The 16616-nt window shown below is 70.5% G+C and carries 14 protein-coding genes and 3 pseudogenes; 5 read left to right on the forward strand and 12 right to left on the reverse strand.

What is annotated here, in order from left to right:
- Positions 1 to 218: 218 nt before the first annotated feature.
- Together ABZV31_RS30575 and ABZV31_RS30580 are read left to right on the forward strand one after the other, a co-directional pair.
- Positions 219 to 370, forward strand: a pseudogene (locus tag ABZV31_RS30575) (IS110 family transposase); the annotation flags it as partial.
- 271 nt (positions 371 to 641) lie between these two features.
- Positions 642 to 1171, forward strand: a pseudogene (locus tag ABZV31_RS30580) (histidine phosphatase family protein); the annotation flags it as partial.
- A gap of 193 nt (positions 1172 to 1364) precedes the next feature.
- Here the strand turns inward: ABZV31_RS30580 and ABZV31_RS30585 are convergent.
- Positions 1365 to 2192: a ZIP family metal transporter gene (locus tag ABZV31_RS30585; RefSeq protein ID WP_355900104.1), complete on the reverse strand. Its 828-nt coding sequence runs from the start codon at positions 2190 to 2192 to the stop codon at positions 1365 to 1367.
- A 296-nt stretch (positions 2193 to 2488) separates the two neighbouring features.
- On the opposite strand from ABZV31_RS30585, the gene ABZV31_RS30590 reads away from it, so the two are divergent.
- A complete protein-coding gene (locus ABZV31_RS30590; protein ID WP_355900106.1) occupies positions 2489 to 2938 on the forward strand; it encodes a hypothetical protein in 450 nt (149 codons plus the stop codon).
- A 127-nt stretch (positions 2939 to 3065) separates the two neighbouring features.
- Here ABZV31_RS30590 and ABZV31_RS30595 read toward each other — a convergent pair whose 3' ends face one another.
- Positions 3066 to 4397, reverse strand: coding sequence for a TRAM domain-containing protein (locus tag ABZV31_RS30595; RefSeq protein ID WP_355900107.1), 1332 nt, complete (start codon positions 4395 to 4397; stop codon positions 3066 to 3068).
- A gap of 96 nt (positions 4398 to 4493) precedes the next feature.
- Positions 4494 to 6545, reverse strand: a complete 2052-nt coding sequence (locus ABZV31_RS30600; RefSeq protein ID WP_355900109.1) for an APC family permease — start codon at positions 6543 to 6545, stop codon at positions 4494 to 4496.
- Between the two features lie 474 nt (positions 6546 to 7019).
- Between ABZV31_RS30600 and ABZV31_RS30605 the strand changes: the two genes are divergently transcribed.
- Positions 7020 to 7691 carry a TrkA family potassium uptake protein gene (locus ABZV31_RS30605; protein ID WP_355900202.1) on the forward strand — a complete coding sequence of 224 codons (672 nt, stop codon included), beginning with the start codon at positions 7020 to 7022 and terminating at the stop codon, positions 7689 to 7691.
- Positions 7691 to 8368: a TrkA family potassium uptake protein gene (locus ABZV31_RS30610; protein WP_355900111.1), complete on the forward strand. Its 678-nt coding sequence runs from the start codon at positions 7691 to 7693 to the stop codon at positions 8366 to 8368. Before ABZV31_RS30605 ends, ABZV31_RS30610 begins: the two co-directional genes overlap by 1 nt.
- Before the next feature lie 99 nt (positions 8369 to 8467).
- Here the strand turns inward: ABZV31_RS30610 and ABZV31_RS30615 are convergent, their stop codons facing one another.
- From ABZV31_RS30615 to ABZV31_RS30655, 9 genes and pseudogenes are all read right to left on the reverse strand, one after another.
- Entirely contained in the window at positions 8468 to 9223 is a 756-nt protein-coding gene (locus tag ABZV31_RS30615) for a DUF3159 domain-containing protein (RefSeq protein ID WP_355900113.1), read from the reverse strand.
- 3 nt (positions 9224 to 9226) lie between these two features.
- Positions 9227 to 9625, reverse strand: a complete 399-nt coding sequence (locus ABZV31_RS30620; protein WP_355900115.1) for an OB-fold nucleic acid binding domain-containing protein — start codon at positions 9623 to 9625, stop codon at positions 9227 to 9229.
- A gap of 162 nt (positions 9626 to 9787) precedes the next feature.
- Positions 9788 to 10504, reverse strand: a complete 717-nt coding sequence (locus ABZV31_RS30625; protein ID WP_355900117.1) for a response regulator — start codon at positions 10502 to 10504, stop codon at positions 9788 to 9790.
- Positions 10498 to 13074, reverse strand: a complete 2577-nt coding sequence (locus ABZV31_RS30630; protein ID WP_355900119.1) for a sensor histidine kinase KdpD — start codon at positions 13072 to 13074, stop codon at positions 10498 to 10500. Before ABZV31_RS30630 ends, ABZV31_RS30625 begins: the two co-directional genes overlap by 7 nt.
- Positions 13075 to 13197: 123 nt before the next feature.
- A complete protein-coding gene (locus tag ABZV31_RS30635) occupies positions 13198 to 13890 on the reverse strand; it encodes an ABC transporter ATP-binding protein (protein WP_355900120.1) in 693 nt (230 codons plus the stop codon).
- 143 nt (positions 13891 to 14033) lie between these two features.
- A pseudogene (locus ABZV31_RS30640) lies at positions 14034 to 14419 on the reverse strand (hypothetical protein); the annotation flags it as partial.
- Positions 14420 to 14638: 219 nt separating this feature from the next.
- Complete coding sequence (locus tag ABZV31_RS30645) at positions 14639 to 15400, reverse strand: DUF3710 domain-containing protein (RefSeq protein WP_355900122.1); 762 nt, start codon at positions 15398 to 15400, stop codon at positions 14639 to 14641.
- Between the two features lies 1 nt (position 15401).
- Entirely contained in the window at positions 15402 to 15953 is a 552-nt protein-coding gene (dut, locus tag ABZV31_RS30650) for a dUTP diphosphatase (protein WP_355900124.1), read from the reverse strand.
- Complete coding sequence (locus ABZV31_RS30655; protein WP_355900125.1) at positions 15950 to 16534, reverse strand: PaaI family thioesterase; 585 nt, start codon at positions 16532 to 16534, stop codon at positions 15950 to 15952. The genes dut and ABZV31_RS30655 overlap by 4 nt, the downstream gene beginning before the upstream one ends.
- Positions 16535 to 16616: the final 82 nt, after the last annotated feature.

Below are 16616 nucleotides of genomic sequence, written 5' to 3' on the forward strand. Positions count from 1 at the left end.
CTCGAACTGCTGCCGAAGCCGCTCGGGATACGGGCCGTACTCGCCGATCGGCAGGTACGGCCCGATGAACTCCCATTCCGCATCCGTCAGTTGCACTCGCGTCACGGAAAAAGATCTACCGGTCCAGGGCCTCACCACGAGGGCAAATCGACAGATTGATCACGACCCGATACGCGCCCTAGGCGTCCGCGTTGTTCAGCATCCGGCACTGCGAGGAGTCGCGCCGGTTCTACGACCGCAAACGAGCCGAGGGCAAGCGCCACACCCAGGCCGTGCTCGCTCTCGCCCGCCGCCGCGTCAACGTTCTCTGGGCCCTGCTGCGCGACGGACGGCCTACGAACTCACGCCGCCCATCGCTCGCGCGGCTTGACAGAGGGCATGAGGAGTCAGGGTCTTCACCGCACCAGAGTTCTGTCATGGGATCCCTCCTCGAGGAGCCGAGGTGGTTGGTGTGTTGGGGGGCCTGGATCGCCCCGGACGCGGGGAGGCGGACCGGGGCACGCCGCTGACGCTATGCCAGGCTGCCCTGCCTTCCGACACCCGTGACGGGATCCTGACGCTGATCCGGCTGACGTTGACGCGGCGCTGACACGACGGGGCGAATGGTCCAGTCAGGCACCGCGTCAGCCCGACGACGGGCAGTGACCACAGCCAGCGCGAAGCCACCTGCCCATGACCGGTGCCCGCTGGACGCGGCCGGGGCGGCGCGTGCCCGGTCGGCCGCAGGGTCTCTTCCGCGCGCCGACCGGATGCTCGTGTCCCCCACTGTGCGGTGCCGAGAGACGGCGTCGGCACTCGGCCTTGATGCCGTTGTCGCACCCGAACTGGCCGGGATGGACACGGGTTCCTGGCGGGGCCGGACGCTCGACGAGGTCAGCGCCGACGACCCGGACGGCGTCGCGGTGTGGCTGGCGGATGCGGCGGCGGCGCCGCACGGCGGGTAGTCGCTCCGTCAGCTGTGCGGACGTGTCGCGGCCTGGATGGACGAGGTCGCGCAGGGCTCGGGCCGCACCGTCGCTGTCGTGGAGCCCGGGATCGTAAAAGCCGTGGCCGTTCGGGTGTTGGGGGCACCCGAATCGGCGTTCTGGCGGATCGATGTGGCACCGCTGAAGCAACCGAGTTCAGCGGTCGTGCCGGGCGCTGGAACGTCGCGCTTGGAAAGGCGCTCGGTCAGGCCGAAGCCGGCACTCGCTCAACGGCACACGACAGCGACGCAGGCCGTCGGGCTGCCGCCGACTGCGAGGGCGGCCGGCAGCAACGGGACAAGGGTGGTGGCTCCGAAGAGCAAGGGAGCGGGACCCGAGGCACTTCTACTGCCCGCCACTTCCGAGGAGAACGGTGGCGGGCAGCGGGAGGGAAGAGTCTCAGACTCCTGCTGCGGTGACGATGGCGTCGGTGGCGAAGCCGAGGACCAGGCCACCGAGGATGCCCCAGGTGGTCAGTTCCTTGAGTGCGGCCTTGCGGGCGACTGCCAGCAGTTCGATGACGACGTAGAGGATGGATCCGGCGGCGAGCCCGAGGAAGGCGATGGACAGGGTGTCGTTGACCAGGTGCTGTCCCACCAGGGTGCCGATGAAGGTGGGGCCGCCGCCGATCAGGCCGAGCAGGCCGAGCGTGGTCCACGAGGGGCGTTCACCCTCGGCGGCCAGCGGGGCGACGATGCCGAAGCCCTCGGTGGCGTTGTGCAGGCCGAAACCGACGATCAACAAAATGGCCAGGGAGATCTCGCCCTTGGCCGCGGAGTTGCCGATCGCCAGGCCCTCGGCGAAGTTGTGCAGGCCGATCCCGATGGCGATCATCAGGGCCAGTTCACCGGCGTGGGAGCGGGTCTTGGGGGCCAGTTCGGCGGTGCCGGCAGCTCCCGGGCCGGCGGGCCGCTCGGCGGTAGTGCGGCGGAGTGCGGCCCAGCGGTCGTAGTAGACCAGGCTCGCCAGGCCCGCGGTGAGTCCGGCCGCAAGAACGAGGCCGCCGGTCAGGGCGGTGCCCCAATGACGATCGCTCAGCGCGCCGTCGACCGGCTCCCAGGCGTGGGTCAGGACGTCCCAGACCAGGAAGACCAGGATGCCGACGGCAACGGCGTTCAGCGTGGCCTTGAGCCGGGGGGCGGGCGAGCGCAGGCGGCCGAGCGGCAGGCCGAGGTAGATGGTGAAGCCTGCGATCGCGCCGAGCAGGGCGATCTGGGAAGCGGACATCGAGTCTCCCGGGGACGCGGGTAGCGGACGACGGCAGAGAGTAGAACAGGCAAGGCTTACCTAACAACCTTCGCGCCGTCAGATCTCGGCCCCCTATCGACCCGGAGACGCTTCGGGCGTCAGTGCAGGCCAGAAGGCGTCCCGCACCTCCCGCCGCCATGTCCGGGCGCGAGGTCGTCACCAACGGGGTCGGAGTCCCCTCCTCCTGGTGGACCACTGCTGCGGGTGCGCTGCTGATGTCCGCGACCTGGACAGCTTCGCTCTGGGTCTCCTCACACCTGCGAGCCGATCATGCCTTGCACACCGCCGCGCTCTTCGTCCATCTGGCCTTGCTGGTCCTCGGCTTCGGTGCCGTCCTGGTGGCCGACTACTACGGGCTGCTGTGGTTGACCGGCCGCTGCACGCTGGACGAGGCCGTCGGCTGCACAGGCCGGCTGCACGTCCCCCTCTGGGCGGGACTGACGGGCCTTGTGGTCAGCGGCGTCGTGCTCCACCCGGACCTCGCCTCCCCTGCGACCAGAACCAAGCTCGTCCTGGTCCTCGTACTGGCCCTCAACGGCCTACAGGCCAAGGTGCTGCACCGGCGGGTAGCCGAGCACCTGGGCTTCGTCCTGTCGGCGGTCGTGCAGGCGGTGGTGCGCAGGTCGACGATCGTACGACTTGCCGTGGAGCAGGGCCGCTCTGCTGCATACGGCGTCGGCGCCGTAAAACACTGGTCCCTTTCGACGTCTCGGCAGTTCCTCTGACATGCCCCAGTTAGCCTGACGACCCATCAAAACGAGCGTCAAATGAGCGTCACGAGCGTCATTTCAGCGTCAGGATATCGCCCGTAACGCCCACACCGCACATAATGCGCACGCACAAAATCGCAGGTCAGGAACCCTTTGCGGCCGGTTCGAGGATCGCGACGCACTCCACGTGATGCGTCATCGGAAACAGATCGAACGCCCGCAGCGTCCGCACCCGGTATCCGCCGTCCCGGAAGTACGTCAGGTCCCGCGCCAGGGCCGCCGGGTCGCAGGCCACGTAGGCGATCCTTCGCGCGCCCAGGGACGACAGGTGCTGCACCGTCCTGCGGCCCGCGCCCGCTCGCGGCGGGTCGAGGACGATCAGGTCGACCTCGGTGATGCCGGTGCGCGGCAGGACCGACTCGACCTTGCCCTGCTCGATGCGGACGCGCGGGAAGTCGGCCAGGTTGTGGCGGGCGTCCTCCACCGCGCGCTTGCCGGACTCGATGCCGAGCACCGCGCCCTTTTCGCCGACCCGGTCGGCCAGCGCGCCGGCGAAGAGGCCGACGCCGCAGTACAGGTCGAGGGCCATGTCGCCCTTGCGCGGCAGCAGGCCCTGCATGACCGCCGTCACCAGGGTGTCGGCCGCCTTCGGGTGGACCTGCCAGAAGCCGCCGCCTCCGACGCGGTAGGTGCGGCCGTCGGCGCGTTCGCGGACGAAGGGGCGGCCGTGGACGCGGTGGATGCCGCCGGTCTTCTCGTCGACGCGCAGCACCGACACCGGACGGTCCAGCTCCACCAGCGGCAGCCGCGCGCCCGGCTTCGGCGTGAGGATCACCTGGCGGTCCTGCGAGCCCGTCGCCGCGATCGCCTCGACGGACTCCATGCCCGTCCAGTCGCGCTTCTCGATGCCCAGTTCGCTGACGCCCTCGGCGGCGATCATGCAGTGCTCGATCGGCTCGACCTCGTGCGAGCGGTGACGGCGCAGGCCCGCCTTCCCCGTGCCGGCGTCGACCGCGTACTGCACGCGCGTCCGCCACTGCGGGACCTGACCCGCCGGCAGCTTGTCGCCCTCGGCCGGCACCACCGTGCCGTCCCAGCCCGCCTCCTCCGGGGTGAGGCCGGCGAGCCGCTTGAGCTGCTCGGCGATCACCTCGCCCTTCAGCCGGCGCTGGGCGCCCGGCTTGGCGTGCTGCCAGTCGCAGCCGCCGCAGCGGCCGGGGCCGGCGTAGGGGCAGGGGGCTTCGATGCGGTCCTTCGACGGCGACAGCACCTGCACCGCGTCCGCGCGCAGGAAGCGGGCCCCCTCCTCGCCCTCGGTCACCCGCGCCACGACCCGCTCGCCGGGCAGCGTGTGCCGCACGAACAGCACCTGGCCCTCCGAGCTGCGGGCGATGCAGTGGCCGCCGTGGGCGACGGGGCCGATCTCGACCTCGTACTCCTCTCCCACCAGCGACTTCTTCGGTTCTGCCTGCATGGCGGGGTGACTCCAGATCGAGAAAGGGAAACGGCCGGACGACAACCCACCAGTCTACGTGGGTGCCGTCCGGCCGTTGACCACAGGCCGGGGGCCTCAGCCCTTCGTTGCCGACGACTCCTTCGGCCGCTCCTGAGCCGGCCCGCGCCGCACCGCGCCCGGCGCGTTCCACTCCTGCCGCCTGCGGGCCCTGTCCCGGGCCGCTTCGGAGGACTGCAGCTGGTACGGCACCGACGTCACCATCACGCCCGGCGTGTACAGCAGTCGGCCCTTCAGGCGCAGCGCGCTCTGGTTGTGCAGCAGGTGCTCGTACCAGTGGCCGACCACGTACTCGGGAATGATCACCGAGACCGCGGCGCGCGGGGACTCCTTGCGCAGGCTCTTGACGTACTCGATGACCGGCCGCGTGATCTCGCGGTACGGCGAGTCGAGCACCTTCAGCGGTACGTCGATGCCGCGCCGCTCCCACTCCTCCCGCAGCGCCTTGGTCTCCGCCGGGTCGACGTTGACGGTGAGCGCCTCCAGGGTGTCCGAGCGCATCAGCTTGGCGTACGCCAGCGCGCGCAGCGTGGGGCGATGGATCTTGGAGATCAGGACGACCGAGTGCACCCGGGACGGCCGGACCATGTCGTCGCTGGGTCCGTCGGGGGCCGCGATCTCCTCGGCGACGCGGTCGTAGTGCTTACGGATCGCGGTCATCGTCGCGTAGAAGATGCACATGCCGAGCAGCGCCACCCAGGCACCGTGCGTGAACTTCGTGACCAGCACGACGATCAGCACCAGGCCGGTGAAGAAGGCGCCGAAGGCGTTGATGGCGCGCGAGCGGACCATGTGGCGGCGCTTGGCCGGGTCCTTCTCGGTGGCCAGGTGGCGGTTCCAGTGCCTGACCATGCCGGTCTGGCTGAGCGTGAAGGACACGAACACGCCGACGATGTACAGCTGGATCAGCCGGGTCGAGTCGGCGCCGTAGATGAAGGTCAGCAGGGCCGCCGCGCCCGCGAGCAGCACGATGCCGTTGGAGAAGGCGAGGCGGTCGCCGCGGGTGTGCAACTGGCGGGGCAGGTAGCGGTCCTGGGCGAGGATCGAGCCGAGCAGCGGGAAGCCGTTGTAGGCGGTGTTGGCGGCCAGGAACAGCACCAGGGCGGTCGCCGCGGCCAGCACGACGAACAGGAAGCTGCCCTTGCCGAAGACGGCCTCGGCGACCTGGGAGATCACCGGGTTCTGGACGTAGCCGGAGCCGACCGGGTTGCCGTTGTGGATGAGGTCGGTGGCCGGTTTCTCGGCCATGCGGACCTTGCTGGTCATCGCGAGGGCGATGATGCCGCAGAACATCGTCACGGCCAGCAGGCCCATCAGAGCCAGCGTGGTCGCCGCGTTCTTCGACTTGGGTTTGCGGAAGGCCGGGACGCCGTTGGAGATCGCCTCGACGCCGGTGAGCGCGGCACAGCCGGAGGAGAAGGCCCGCAGCAGCAGGAAGACGAGGGCGAAGCCGGCGAGGCCCTGGTGCTCGGCCTTGATGTGGTAGTCGGCCGTCGGCGCGCGCATGGTGTCGCCGAGGACCAGCCCGCGGAAGGCACCCCACGCGATCATGAGGAAGACGCCGGTGACGAAGACGTACGTCGGGATCGCGAAGAGCGTGCCGGACTCCTTCACGCCGCGCAGGTTCATCAGCGTCAGCAGCACGATCACGGCGACCGCGCAGAGCACCTTGTGCTCGACGACAAAGGGGATCGCGGAGCCGAGGTTCTCGATGCCGGAGGCGATGGAGACGGCGACGGTGAGGACGTAGTCGACGAGGAGAGCGCTGGCGACCGTCAGGCCCGCCTTGGGGCCGAGGTTGGTGGTCGCCACCTCGTAATCGCCGCCGCCGCTCGGGTAGGCGTGCACGTTCTGCCGGTAGGAGGCGACCACGGTGAACATCAGCACGACGACCGCGGCCGCGATCCAGGGGCTGAAGTGGTACGCCGACACACCCGCGATGGACAGGACCAGCAGGACCTCTCCAGGGGCGTACGCCACGGAGGACAGCGGGTCGGAAGCGAAGACGGGGAGTGCGATGCGCTTCGGCAGGAGCGTTTCGCCCAGCCGGTCGCTGCGCAGTGCGCGCCCGATCAGGATCCGTTTGGGCACGTCGGTCAGTTTGGACACAACAGAGAATCGTAAGCCTTCGAACACGGGCTCGCCCACCTGCCACCCCACATCTGCCCCACGAGTGGAATCCAGGATCGGAGGCGCAACGGATTCCGCAGGTGAGGCGGTCGCCGTGCCTAGATGACGGAAGCCCCGCTTCTCGCCGACCCTCGGAGGCTCCATGCCCGCGACCGCAGAGCTGATCGGCGCCGCCGCCGCACTGCTCGGCCTCGGATTCCTGACCCTGCGCAGCGTGCGCAGCATCACTCGGCGCCGGCCCTCCGAGGCCGAGTGAGACGCTGATCGACGCCCGGTGAGCCGCTGATCGAGGCTCGGTGAGGCGCTCATCGAAGCCCGGTGAGGCGCTGATCGCCGCAAACCGCCGCCGAACCGCACAGGGGTGCCCACCTCGCACCGTGCATGTGTAGCTTGGGCCTTCGTCTGAGACCCTGATGGGGCTGAGCAGTAACTATGGACACCGGAAGGACGGTCGTGCACATCGTCATCATGGGCTGCGGGAGAGTGGGCTCCGCTCTCGCCCAGACCCTGGAGCAACAGGGGCACACGGTCGCCGTGATCGACCAGGACCCCACCGCCTTCCGCCGACTGGGCCCCGGGTTCGGCGGCCGCCGAGTCACCGGGATCGGCTTCGACCAGGACACCCTGCGTGAGGCGGGCATCGAGGAGGCCGGAGCCTTCGCGGCCGTCTCCAGCGGCGACAACTCGAACATCATCTCCGCGCGCGTGGCCCGCGAGATGTTCGGCGTGCAGAACGTCGCGGCCCGCATCTACGACCCCCGCCGCGCCGAGGTCTACCAGCGCCTGGGCATCCCGACCGTGGCCACGGTCCGCTGGACGGCCGACCAGATGCTGCGCCGGCTGCTGCCCTCGGGCGCCGAGCCGCTGTGGCGCGACCCCACCGGCGGCGTCCAGCTCGCCGAGGTGCACGCCTCCCCGAAGTGGGTCGGCCACAAGATCAGCAAGCTGCAGGAGGAGACGGGCGTCCGTGTGGCGTTCCTGACCCGCCTCGGCGAGGCGATCCTGCCCACCTCGCAGACGGTGCTGCAGGAGGGCGACCTGGTGCACGTGATGATGCGGACGGACGACGTGGAGAAGGTCGAGGCGGCGTTCGCCGAGGGCCCCGAAGAGGAGAGCGGTCACTGATGAGGGTCGCCATTGCCGGTGCCGGCGCGGTCGGTCGCTCGATCGCGGGCGAGCTGCTGGAGAACGGCCACGAGGTCCTTCTCATCGACAAGGCGCCGACCGCCATCTCGGTCGAGCGCGTCCCGCAGGCGGAGTGGCTGCTGGCCGACGCCTGCGAGATCACGTCCCTGGACGAGGCGGCGCTGCAGCGCTGCAACGTCGTGATCGCCGCGACGGGCGACGACAAGGTGAACCTGGTCGTCGCGCTGCTGGCGAAGACGGAGTACGGCGTGCCGCGGGTGGTGGCCCGCGTGAACAACCCGAAGAACGAGTGGCTGTTCAACGAGGCGTGGGGAGTGGACGTCGCCGTGTCGACCCCCCGTCTGATGTCCGCCCTGGTCGAGGAGGCGGTGAGCGTCGGCGACCTGGTCCGCCTGCTCCGCTTCAGCCACGGCGACGCCAACCTCGTCGAGCTGACGCTGCCGGAGGAGTCCGCGCTGGCGGGCACGCAGGTCGGCGACGTCGAGTGGCCCGAGGACACCTCCCTGGTCACCATCATCCGCGGCACCCGCGTCCTCACCCCGTCCCAGGAGGACTCCCTGGAGGTGGGCGACGAGCTGCTGTTCGTGGCCGCGCAGGCCCGCGAGGAGCAACTGGAGGATCTGCTGTCGGTGCGGCGGGAGGACACGGCGGGCTGATCCCTTCGGGATCTTCGAGGGGTACGTCTTCCCGGCATACAACGACGAGGGGCGCCCGGTGATCACCGGGCGCCCCTCGTCGTCGTACGAAAGCTACGCCTACCGACGGTGACGTCCGCCCGCCGACGCCTCGCCGCGCTCCTGCGCGAGGGCCGCCCTCCGTTCCTGCTCGGCCTTCTCCTCCGCCTCCATCTCCGCGAACACGTCGATGGGCGCGGGCGCCTTCGCCAGGAACAACCAGGTCAGCCAGACCGCCAGCAGGAACGGCGGGATCTTGAGGGCGATCAGGACCCAGCCCAGCTGCGCGGTGTTGGCCCACCAGTACAGCGGGAAGAGGATCGCGCACTTGGCGAGCAGGATCAGGCCCCAGGCCCAACTGGCCTTCGCGTAGGCCTTCTTGCGGCCCGGGTTGCGGGTGCGCCAGGAGAGGTTCTCCTTGAAGACCGGGCCGAGGATCAGGCCGATCAGTGGGACGTCGGCGAGCGTGGTGATGATGTACGCCAGCGCCAGGCCCAGCGTGTAGAGCATGCCGGGCAGGTAGAAGTCCTTGGCGTTGCCGGTCATCATCGCGAAGACCACGCCGAAGGCGACGCCGAAGACACCGCTGAAGGCGTGCTTGACGGTGTCCTTCATCGCCAGCCGGACCACCACCAGGACCAGCGACACGGCCAGCGCGGCGATCGCCGACCAGTGCAGGTTCTTGTTGATCGTGAAGATGGTGACGAAGAGGAGGCCGGGCAGCACCGTCTCGACCATGCCCCGCACCCCGCCGAACGCCTCGAACAGCGCGGCCTCCGTCACCGCCCGGGCGTCGTCCGTCTGAGTGTCTTCGGTGGGCTTGTCGAGCGGCGTCACGGGCTACTCCCCTCCGAGGGGTCTCAGTTCGTACTTGGGGTTGAACAGCACCCGGCGGCCCCGGCTCATCGAGATCCGGCCCGATGCGATCAGCTTGCGCCCCGGTTCTATCCCCACGATGGAGCGCCTGCCGAGCCACACCACGTCCAGGGCGGCGGAGCCGTCGAACAGCTCTGCCTCGAGGGCCGGGACTCCGGCGCGCGGGCGCAGGGTGACCGTGCGCAAGGTACCAGTAACCGTGACGATCTGCCGGTCGTGGCAGTCACCGATCCGCGTACAGCCCGTGGTGTCGGCGTCCTCCCGCAGCTCCTCGGACTCCAGGTCCTCCTGCGACGAGGAGAGCCGGTCGAGCATGCGCCGGAACCGGCCCACCGGCTTTTCGGGACGAGGAGCAGCACTCATATCTGAAGCCTACCGGGGTGCATCGACAGCAACGTACTCGCGGGGCTTGCACCCGAACCGCCCCGCACGAACGGCACACTTCTCGAACCGGTACCCCATCCCCGGTCCCGTGATACCGCACCCCCCGGGGGACAACCCCCGGACCCCCGGCCCCCTCGCAGCTCACTTCTCGAACCGGTACCCCATCCCCGGTTCCGTGATGAAGTGCTTCGGGTGCGACGGGTCGGCCTCCAGCTTTCTGCGCAGCTGCGCCATGTACACGCGCAGGTAGTTCGTCTCCGTCCCGTACGACGGCCCCCACACCTCCTGAAGCAGCTGCTTCTGGCTGACCAGACGGCCGGTGTTGCGGACCAGCACCTCCAGCAGGTGCCATTCCGTCGGGGTCAGCCGTACGTCCTTGCCGCCCCGGTTGACCTTCTTGGCGACCAGGTCGACGGTGAACTCCTCGGTCTCCACCATCACGTCGCCCTCGCCGCCCCCGGTGGGCTCGGCGCGGCGGACGGCGGCCCGCAGCCGGGCCAGCAGCTCGTCCATGCCGAAGGGCTTGGTGACGTAGTCGTCGGCGCCCGCGTCCAGCGCCTGGACCTTCTCGTCGGAGGAGTGCCGGGCGGACAGCACCAGGATCGGCACGCGGGTCCAGCCGCGCAGGCCCCTGATCACCTCGACGCCGTCCATGTCGGGCAGGCCCAGGTCGAGGACCACCACGTCGGGGTGGCGGGAGGCGGCCAGGTCGAGGGCGGTCCTGCCGTCGTGGGCGGCGTCGACCTCGTACTTGCGTGCCTTGAGGTTGATCACGAGGGCGCGCACGATCTGCGGCTCGTCGTCGACCACGAGCACCCTCGTCGGGGCCTGGGGGGTCCCCCCGGTCGGGCTCACCATGAAGCCTGCCTTTCGGGTTGTACGGCATTGTGTGCCTGTGCGGACGGCAGCGGCTCGTGGCGCGCTCCCGCCGCGCGGAGGCTGAGGACCATGGTGAGGCCGCCGCCGGGCGTGTCCTCGGCGGTGAGCGTGCCGTTCATGGCCTCGGCGAAGCCGCGCGCCACCGCGAGGCCGAGGCCGACGCCCGCTCCGCGCGGGGCGTCGCCGTGGCGCTGGAAGGGCTCGAAGATGCGGTCCTTCGCCTCGTCCGGGACGCCCGGCCCGCGGTCCACCACGCGCACCTCGACGCGGTCGGCGATGGAGCTGGCGGACACCAGGATCGGCTCCCTCGGCGGGCTGTACTTCACGGCGTTCTCCACCAGGTTCGCCACCGACCGCTCCAGCAGGCCGGGGTCCACGGCGACCATGGGCAGCGTTTCGGGGATGTCCAGGGCCACGCTGTCCTCCGGCACCCCGCCCAGCGCCATCGGCACCACTTCGTCGAGGTCGATCTCCCGGATCAGCGGGGTGACCGTGCCGGTCTGCAGGCGGGACATGTCGAGAAGGTTGCCGACAAGGTGGTCGAGCCGGTCGGCGCCCTCCTCGATGCCCTCCAGCAGCTCCGCCTGGTCCTCCTCGGACCACTCGACGTCCTCGGCCCGCAGCGACGAGACCGCCGCCTTGATCCCGGCGAGCGGTGTACGGAGGTCATGGCTGACCGCGGCGAGCAGCGCGGTGCGGATGCGGTTGCCCTCGGCGAGGGCACGGGCCCGGTCGGCCTCCTCCTGGAGACGCCGGCGGTCCAGGACGACGGCGGCCTGCGCGGCGAAGGCGGAGAGCACCCGGCGGTCGGAGGCGGGCAGCACGCGTCCGGTCAGCGCCAGCGCCATGTGGTCGCCGACCGGTATGTCCACGTCCGCGTCCTCGGGCCGTTCCAGTGGCCGCCCCGTGCCGACCCGCCCGGCGCACGTCCACGGGTCCACGTCGCTCTGCCGCTCCAGCAGCGCCACCGACTCCATGCCGAAGGTCACGCGGACCCGCTCGAGGAGTGCCTCCAGGCTGGTTTCGCCGCGCAGGACGCTGCCCGCCAGGAAGGAGAGGATCTCGGCCTCGGCGCGCAGCCGGGCCGCCTGGTGGGTGCGGCTGGCCGCGAGGTCCACCACCGAGGCCACGGACACGGCGACCCCGACGAAGATCACGATGGCGACGATGTTCTGGGGGTCGGCGATGGTGAGCCGGTGCAGCGGGGGCGTGTAGAAGTAGTTCAGCAGGAACGATCCGACGGCCGCCGCGGCGAGCGCCGGCAGCACCCCGCCGAGCAGGGCCGCCGCCACCGTCAGTGTGAGGAACAGCAGCATGTCGTTGGCGAGGCCCAGGTGCACGGCGTTCAGCAGCGCCGCGAGCACCGCGGGCCCCACGACGCCGACCACCCAGCCGCCGACGATCCGCGCCCGTCCCAGCCGCGCTCCCCGGGCGACGGGCAGTCCGCGCCCCTTGGCGACCTCCTCGTGGGTGACGATGTGCACATCCAGGTGCACATCCAGGTCGGGACCGGACTCGCGGGCCACCGTGGCGCCGACGCCGGGGCCGAAGACGTACTGCCAGGTCTTGCGGCGCGAGGAGCCGAGCACGATCTGGGTGGCGTTCACGCCGCGCGCGAAATCGAGCAGCGCGGCCGGGATGTCGTCGCCGACGACGTGGTGGAAGGTGCCGCCGAGATCCTCGACGAGGGTGCGCTGCACGGCCAGCTCCTTCGGGGAGGCCGAAGTCAGACCGTCGCTGCGGGCGATGTAGAGGGCCATGACCTCGCCGCCGGCCCCCTTTTCGGCGAGCCGGGCGGCGCGACGGATCAGCGTGCGCCCCTCGGGACCGCCGGTCAGGCCGACCACGATCCGCTCGCGCGAGCCCCAGATCTTCGACACCCGGTGCTCGCTGCGGTAGCGCTGCAGGTACTCGTCGACCCGGTCGGCCACCCACAGCAGCGCCAGCTCGCGCAGGGCGGTGAGGTTGCCGGGCCGGAAGTAGTTGGACAGGGCCGCGTCGACCTTGTCCGGCTGGTAGATGTTGCCGTGGGCCATGCGACGGCGCAGCGCCTCGGGCGACATGTCGACCAGCTCTATCTGGTCCGCCCGACGGACGACCTCGTCGGGCACGGTCTCCCGCTGCCGTACGCCGGTGATCGACTCGACGACGTCGCCGAGGGACTCCAGGTGCTGGATGTTGACCGTGGTGACGACATCGGTCCCGGCCGCGAGCAGCTCCTCCACGTCCTGCCAGCGCTTGGCGTTGCGGGAGCCGGGGATGTTGGTGTGGGCGAGCTCGTCCACCAGGGCGACCGCCGGGGCGCGGCGCAGGACGGCGTCGACGTCCATCTCGGTGAACGTACTCCCCCGGTACTCCAGCTCCCTGCGCGGCACCTGCTCCAGGCCGTGCAGCATCACCTCGGTGCGCGGCCGGTCGTGGTGCTCCACGAACGCGACCACGCAGTCGGTGCCCCGCTCCACCCGGCGATGCGCCTCGGACAGCATCGCGTACGTCTTGCCGACGCCCGGTGCCGCACCGAGGTGGATCCGAAGCTTGCCGCGTCCCATGGCCCCATTGTCTTCCCGCCACAGCTGCGCACGCCGCGTCGACCTTACGGCCATCAATCGCGACGAAAGGGACCGTGCGGGCTTCGGGGACCGTCTTTGACGCAACCCTGACGCCTCGGGCGTTCAGTGCTCGACGATCTCCCCGTCGCTCAGCTCCAGGACCCGGTCGGCCAGGTCGAGCAGGGTCGCGTCGTGCGTCGCGACCAGCGCCGTCACCTGTTCGCTGTGGACGACGGCACGCAGCAGTTCCATCACGGCGTGGCCGGTCTCCGCGTCCAGCCGGCCGGTCGGCTCGTCGGCGATGAGGAGCGCCGGGTTGTTCGCGAGGGCGCGGGCTATGGCGACGCGCTGCTGCTGGCCGCCGGAGAGCTCGCCGGGCCGCTGCCGGGCGTGGTCGGCGAGGCCGACGAGGGCCAGCAGCAGCTCGACGCGCTCCTCGCGCTCGCGCGGGTCCACGCGGCGCAGCCGCATCGGCACACCGACGTTCTCGGCGGCCGTGAGGATCGGGATGAGGCCGAAGGACTGGAAGACGAACCCGACGCGGTCCCGGCGCAGGGCGAGGAGCCCGTCCTCGCCGAGCTCCGAGAGGTCGAGACCGTCGACGTGGACGCGTCCCTCGTCCGGCTCGTCGAGACCGCCGACGATGTTGAGGAGCGTGGTCTTGCCGGACCCGGAGCGCCCCTTGAGGGCGACGAGTTCACCGCGCGGGACCTCGAAGGAGACCCCGCGCAGGGCGTGCACCGCGGCGGCTCCGTGGCCGTACGACTTGTGGACGTTCTCCACGCGCACCATGGTCTCGGTGACGACCTGGCTCATGTGCCCTCCCCGTGTGGTCCCCCGTGGACCGGGCGCCGGTATCACGACGGGCGCCCGGTTCCTTCAATGCTTCAACGGGCGGGACCCCGCTGGAGTTTCACGCGGGGTTGTCCCCATGGGTGAGGGTCTCCCAGGCGGCGCGCGTCGCGGGTGATGTACCAGGCGAGCGCGTCGGAGTACGCGGCTATCGCGTCCTCGCGCTCGTCGGTGCAGCCGTAGTTCGGGTTGGAGTACGAGCCGCACTCCACGGTGGCCCGGGGCTTGGGGGTGCGGCTGAGGTTGGCGTAGCCGCTCGCCAGCATCTGGTCGTAGGCGCCCTTCCAGGGCTGGGCGTCGGCGAGGACCTTGCTGCGGCGAAGTCCAGCTAAGCGCGGGAGACGGTCACTCCGGGGTGGACGAAGGTGGTGGGGGCTGCTTCGGCGCGGTGGGCCTGGGGCCGCAGCAGAAAGCCGCCGACCAGGGCGGCGACCAATGCGATGAACAGTACGGCGCGGGATCTGCGGCGGTGACGTGGGGGAGCCGCAGGCATACGGCAGCCATCCGTTCTCGTATGTGAACGACACATGGGTTTCTGAACGCGCGTTGGCCGGTGATCATAGGTCTGGACCAGACTTCCGTCAAGAGGTGAAGAAAGACGGCCTGCTCAACTGCCGTTCTCAACTGCCGTTCACATGCGAGAACTTGGGCACGGCAAAGGGCCGCATCCCGAGGGATGCGGCCCTTTTGTGCGCCTGTGTACCTGCCTGCCTTAACGTACCTCGGTGATCTCCGGCCCGCGCTGCAGCTGACCCATGCCGCCGGAGAAGCGGGAGCCGCCCTCCTCCTGCTGGACGCCCTCGGGGACCATCTGGGCGTCGTTCGGCAGCTTCAGGACGATCGGGTCGCGGGGCGCCATCGGGCCGTCGCCGCGGACCACGACGGTGTCCCGGAAGATCTGCTCGAGCAGACCGGCCGCCTCCGGCTGCACCGCACCCTGGCCCGAGATGACCCCGCGCAGGAACCAGCGGGGGCCGTCCACGCCGACGAACCTGACGACCTGGAAACCACCCGTGCCGTCCGGCAGCTGCACCGGCACCTGGGCGCGCAGTTCCCAGCCCAGCGGACCCTCGACCTCGTCGACGATGCCACCCTGCTGGGTGATGCCGGCGGCGATCTCCTCGCGCACCTCGGACCAGATGCCCTCGCGCTTGGGCGCGGCGAAGGCCTGCAGCTGGATGGCGCTGTCACCCAGTACGACGGTCGCCGCGACGATAGCGTCGCCCGCGACCTCGACCCGCAGCTCCATGCCGTCGACGCCCGGCACGAACAGACCGCCGAGGTCCACGCGGCCCTCGCCGGGGTCGCGCACCTCCGAGCTGTCCCAGGGCCCGTCGGGCCGCGGCCCGGGCTCGAGCCTCACCCGCTCGCGCTCGACCTCGTCGTCCGCCTCGGTGTCGACGCTGTCGACGACCTGCTCGGCCTCGCCGGCCGCGTCCTCGGCGGCACCCTTCTTCTTGCGACGTCCGAACACGTCACTGTCCTTCCCGGTCGGATACGACCGAAGCGTATCGATACCCACCCGTCTGGCCGCCCATGGCGGCCCGACCGCTTGTGCCGCTCGCGTCGTCCACCGCGGCGTGGCCACCGGTGGACCCGAAGCCCCCCTCGGCCCGCGCCGAGTCGGGAAGCTCCGCCACCTCCTGGAAGCGGACCCTCTCGACCTGCTGAACGACCAGTTGGGCAATCCGGTCGAAGCGCTCGAACCGCACGGACTCGCGCGGGTCGAGATTCACCACGATCACCTTGATCTCCCCACGGTACCCGGCATCAACCGTCCCCGGGGCATTCACGAGGGCGACACCGCAGCGGGCGGCGAGACCGGAGCGCGGGTGCACGAAGGCCGCGTACCCCTCCGGGAGGGCGACAGACACCCCCGTGGGCAGCACGGCCCGCTCCCCCGGCTTCAGTTCACAGCTGTGCGTCGTCCGAAGATCGGCTCCGGCGTCGCCGGGATGCGCGTACGCCGGAAGCGGTACGTCGGGGTCGATGCGCCGGATCAGCAGGTTCACGGGGTCGCGGCTCACGGGTTCACCTCGAAGGCGCGGGCGCGCCGGACCTGGTCCGGGTCGTCCATGGCTGCCTGGATCTCTTCCTTACGGCCGTGGTGCACGAAGTGGTCGGCCTTCACCTCGATGAAGAGGGCGTCGGCCCGGACGGCGACAGGCCCGTCGGGACCGCCGATGCGTCCGGTGGCCCTCGAGTAGATCTTCCGTCCGGCCACCGCCGTGACCTCGGCCTCCAGATACAGCGTCGTACCGACCGGCACCGGCCGCACGAAGTCGGTCTCCAGCCGTCCGGTCACGGCGATCGTCCGCAGCAGCCAGTTCAGCGAGCCGAGGGTCTCGTCGAGGGCGGTCGCGAGCACACCACCGTGCGCGAGGCCAGGTGCCCCCTGGTGGGCGGGCTGCACGGTGAACTCGGCGGTAATGCTGACGCCGTCACCGGCCCGCGCCTGCAGACGCAGTCCGTGCGGCTGCTCTCCGCCACAGCCGAAACACCGGCCATAGTGCGCCCCGAGGAGCTCACCGGGCGCAGGAGCATCAGGGTGCCGCACGGGTTTCACGGCGTCGGCGGGAGGCTGAAGAGCTGAGGACGTACCACTCACAGCCGCAGACCTTACCCGCCCGCCCGTCACCCACCACCGCCCCACCTGACAGCGCTACGCGCCGACACCCTGATCCGCCCGT

Origin of the sequence: Streptomyces sp. NPDC005202 (assembly GCF_040608235.1) — a bacterium.
In the GTDB taxonomy this organism is placed as follows: domain Bacteria; phylum Actinomycetota; class Actinomycetes; order Streptomycetales; family Streptomycetaceae; genus Streptomyces.

Excerpts from the sequence above, each read along its gene's own strand:
- ABZV31_RS30635 (WP_355900120.1), bottom strand. The coding sequence starts at position 13,890 with ATGAGCCAGGTCGTCACCGAGACCATGGTGCGCGTGGAGAACGTCCAC.
- ABZV31_RS30595 (WP_355900107.1), bottom strand. The coding sequence starts at position 4,397 with ATGCAGGCAGAACCGAAGAAGTCGCTGGTGGGAGAGGAGTACGAGGTC.
- ABZV31_RS30620 (WP_355900115.1), bottom strand. The coding sequence starts at position 9,625 with ATGAGTGCTGCTCCTCGTCCCGAAAAGCCGGTGGGCCGGTTCCGGCGC.
- ABZV31_RS30625 (WP_355900117.1), bottom strand. The coding sequence starts at position 10,504 with ATGGTGAGCCCGACCGGGGGGACCCCCCAGGCCCCGACGAGGGTGCTC.
- ABZV31_RS30630 (WP_355900119.1), bottom strand. The coding sequence starts at position 13,074 with ATGGGACGCGGCAAGCTTCGGATCCACCTCGGTGCGGCACCGGGCGTC.
- ABZV31_RS30610 (WP_355900111.1), top strand. The coding sequence starts at position 7,691 with ATGAGGGTCGCCATTGCCGGTGCCGGCGCGGTCGGTCGCTCGATCGCG.
- ABZV31_RS30585 (WP_355900104.1), bottom strand. The coding sequence starts at position 2,192 with ATGTCCGCTTCCCAGATCGCCCTGCTCGGCGCGATCGCAGGCTTCACC.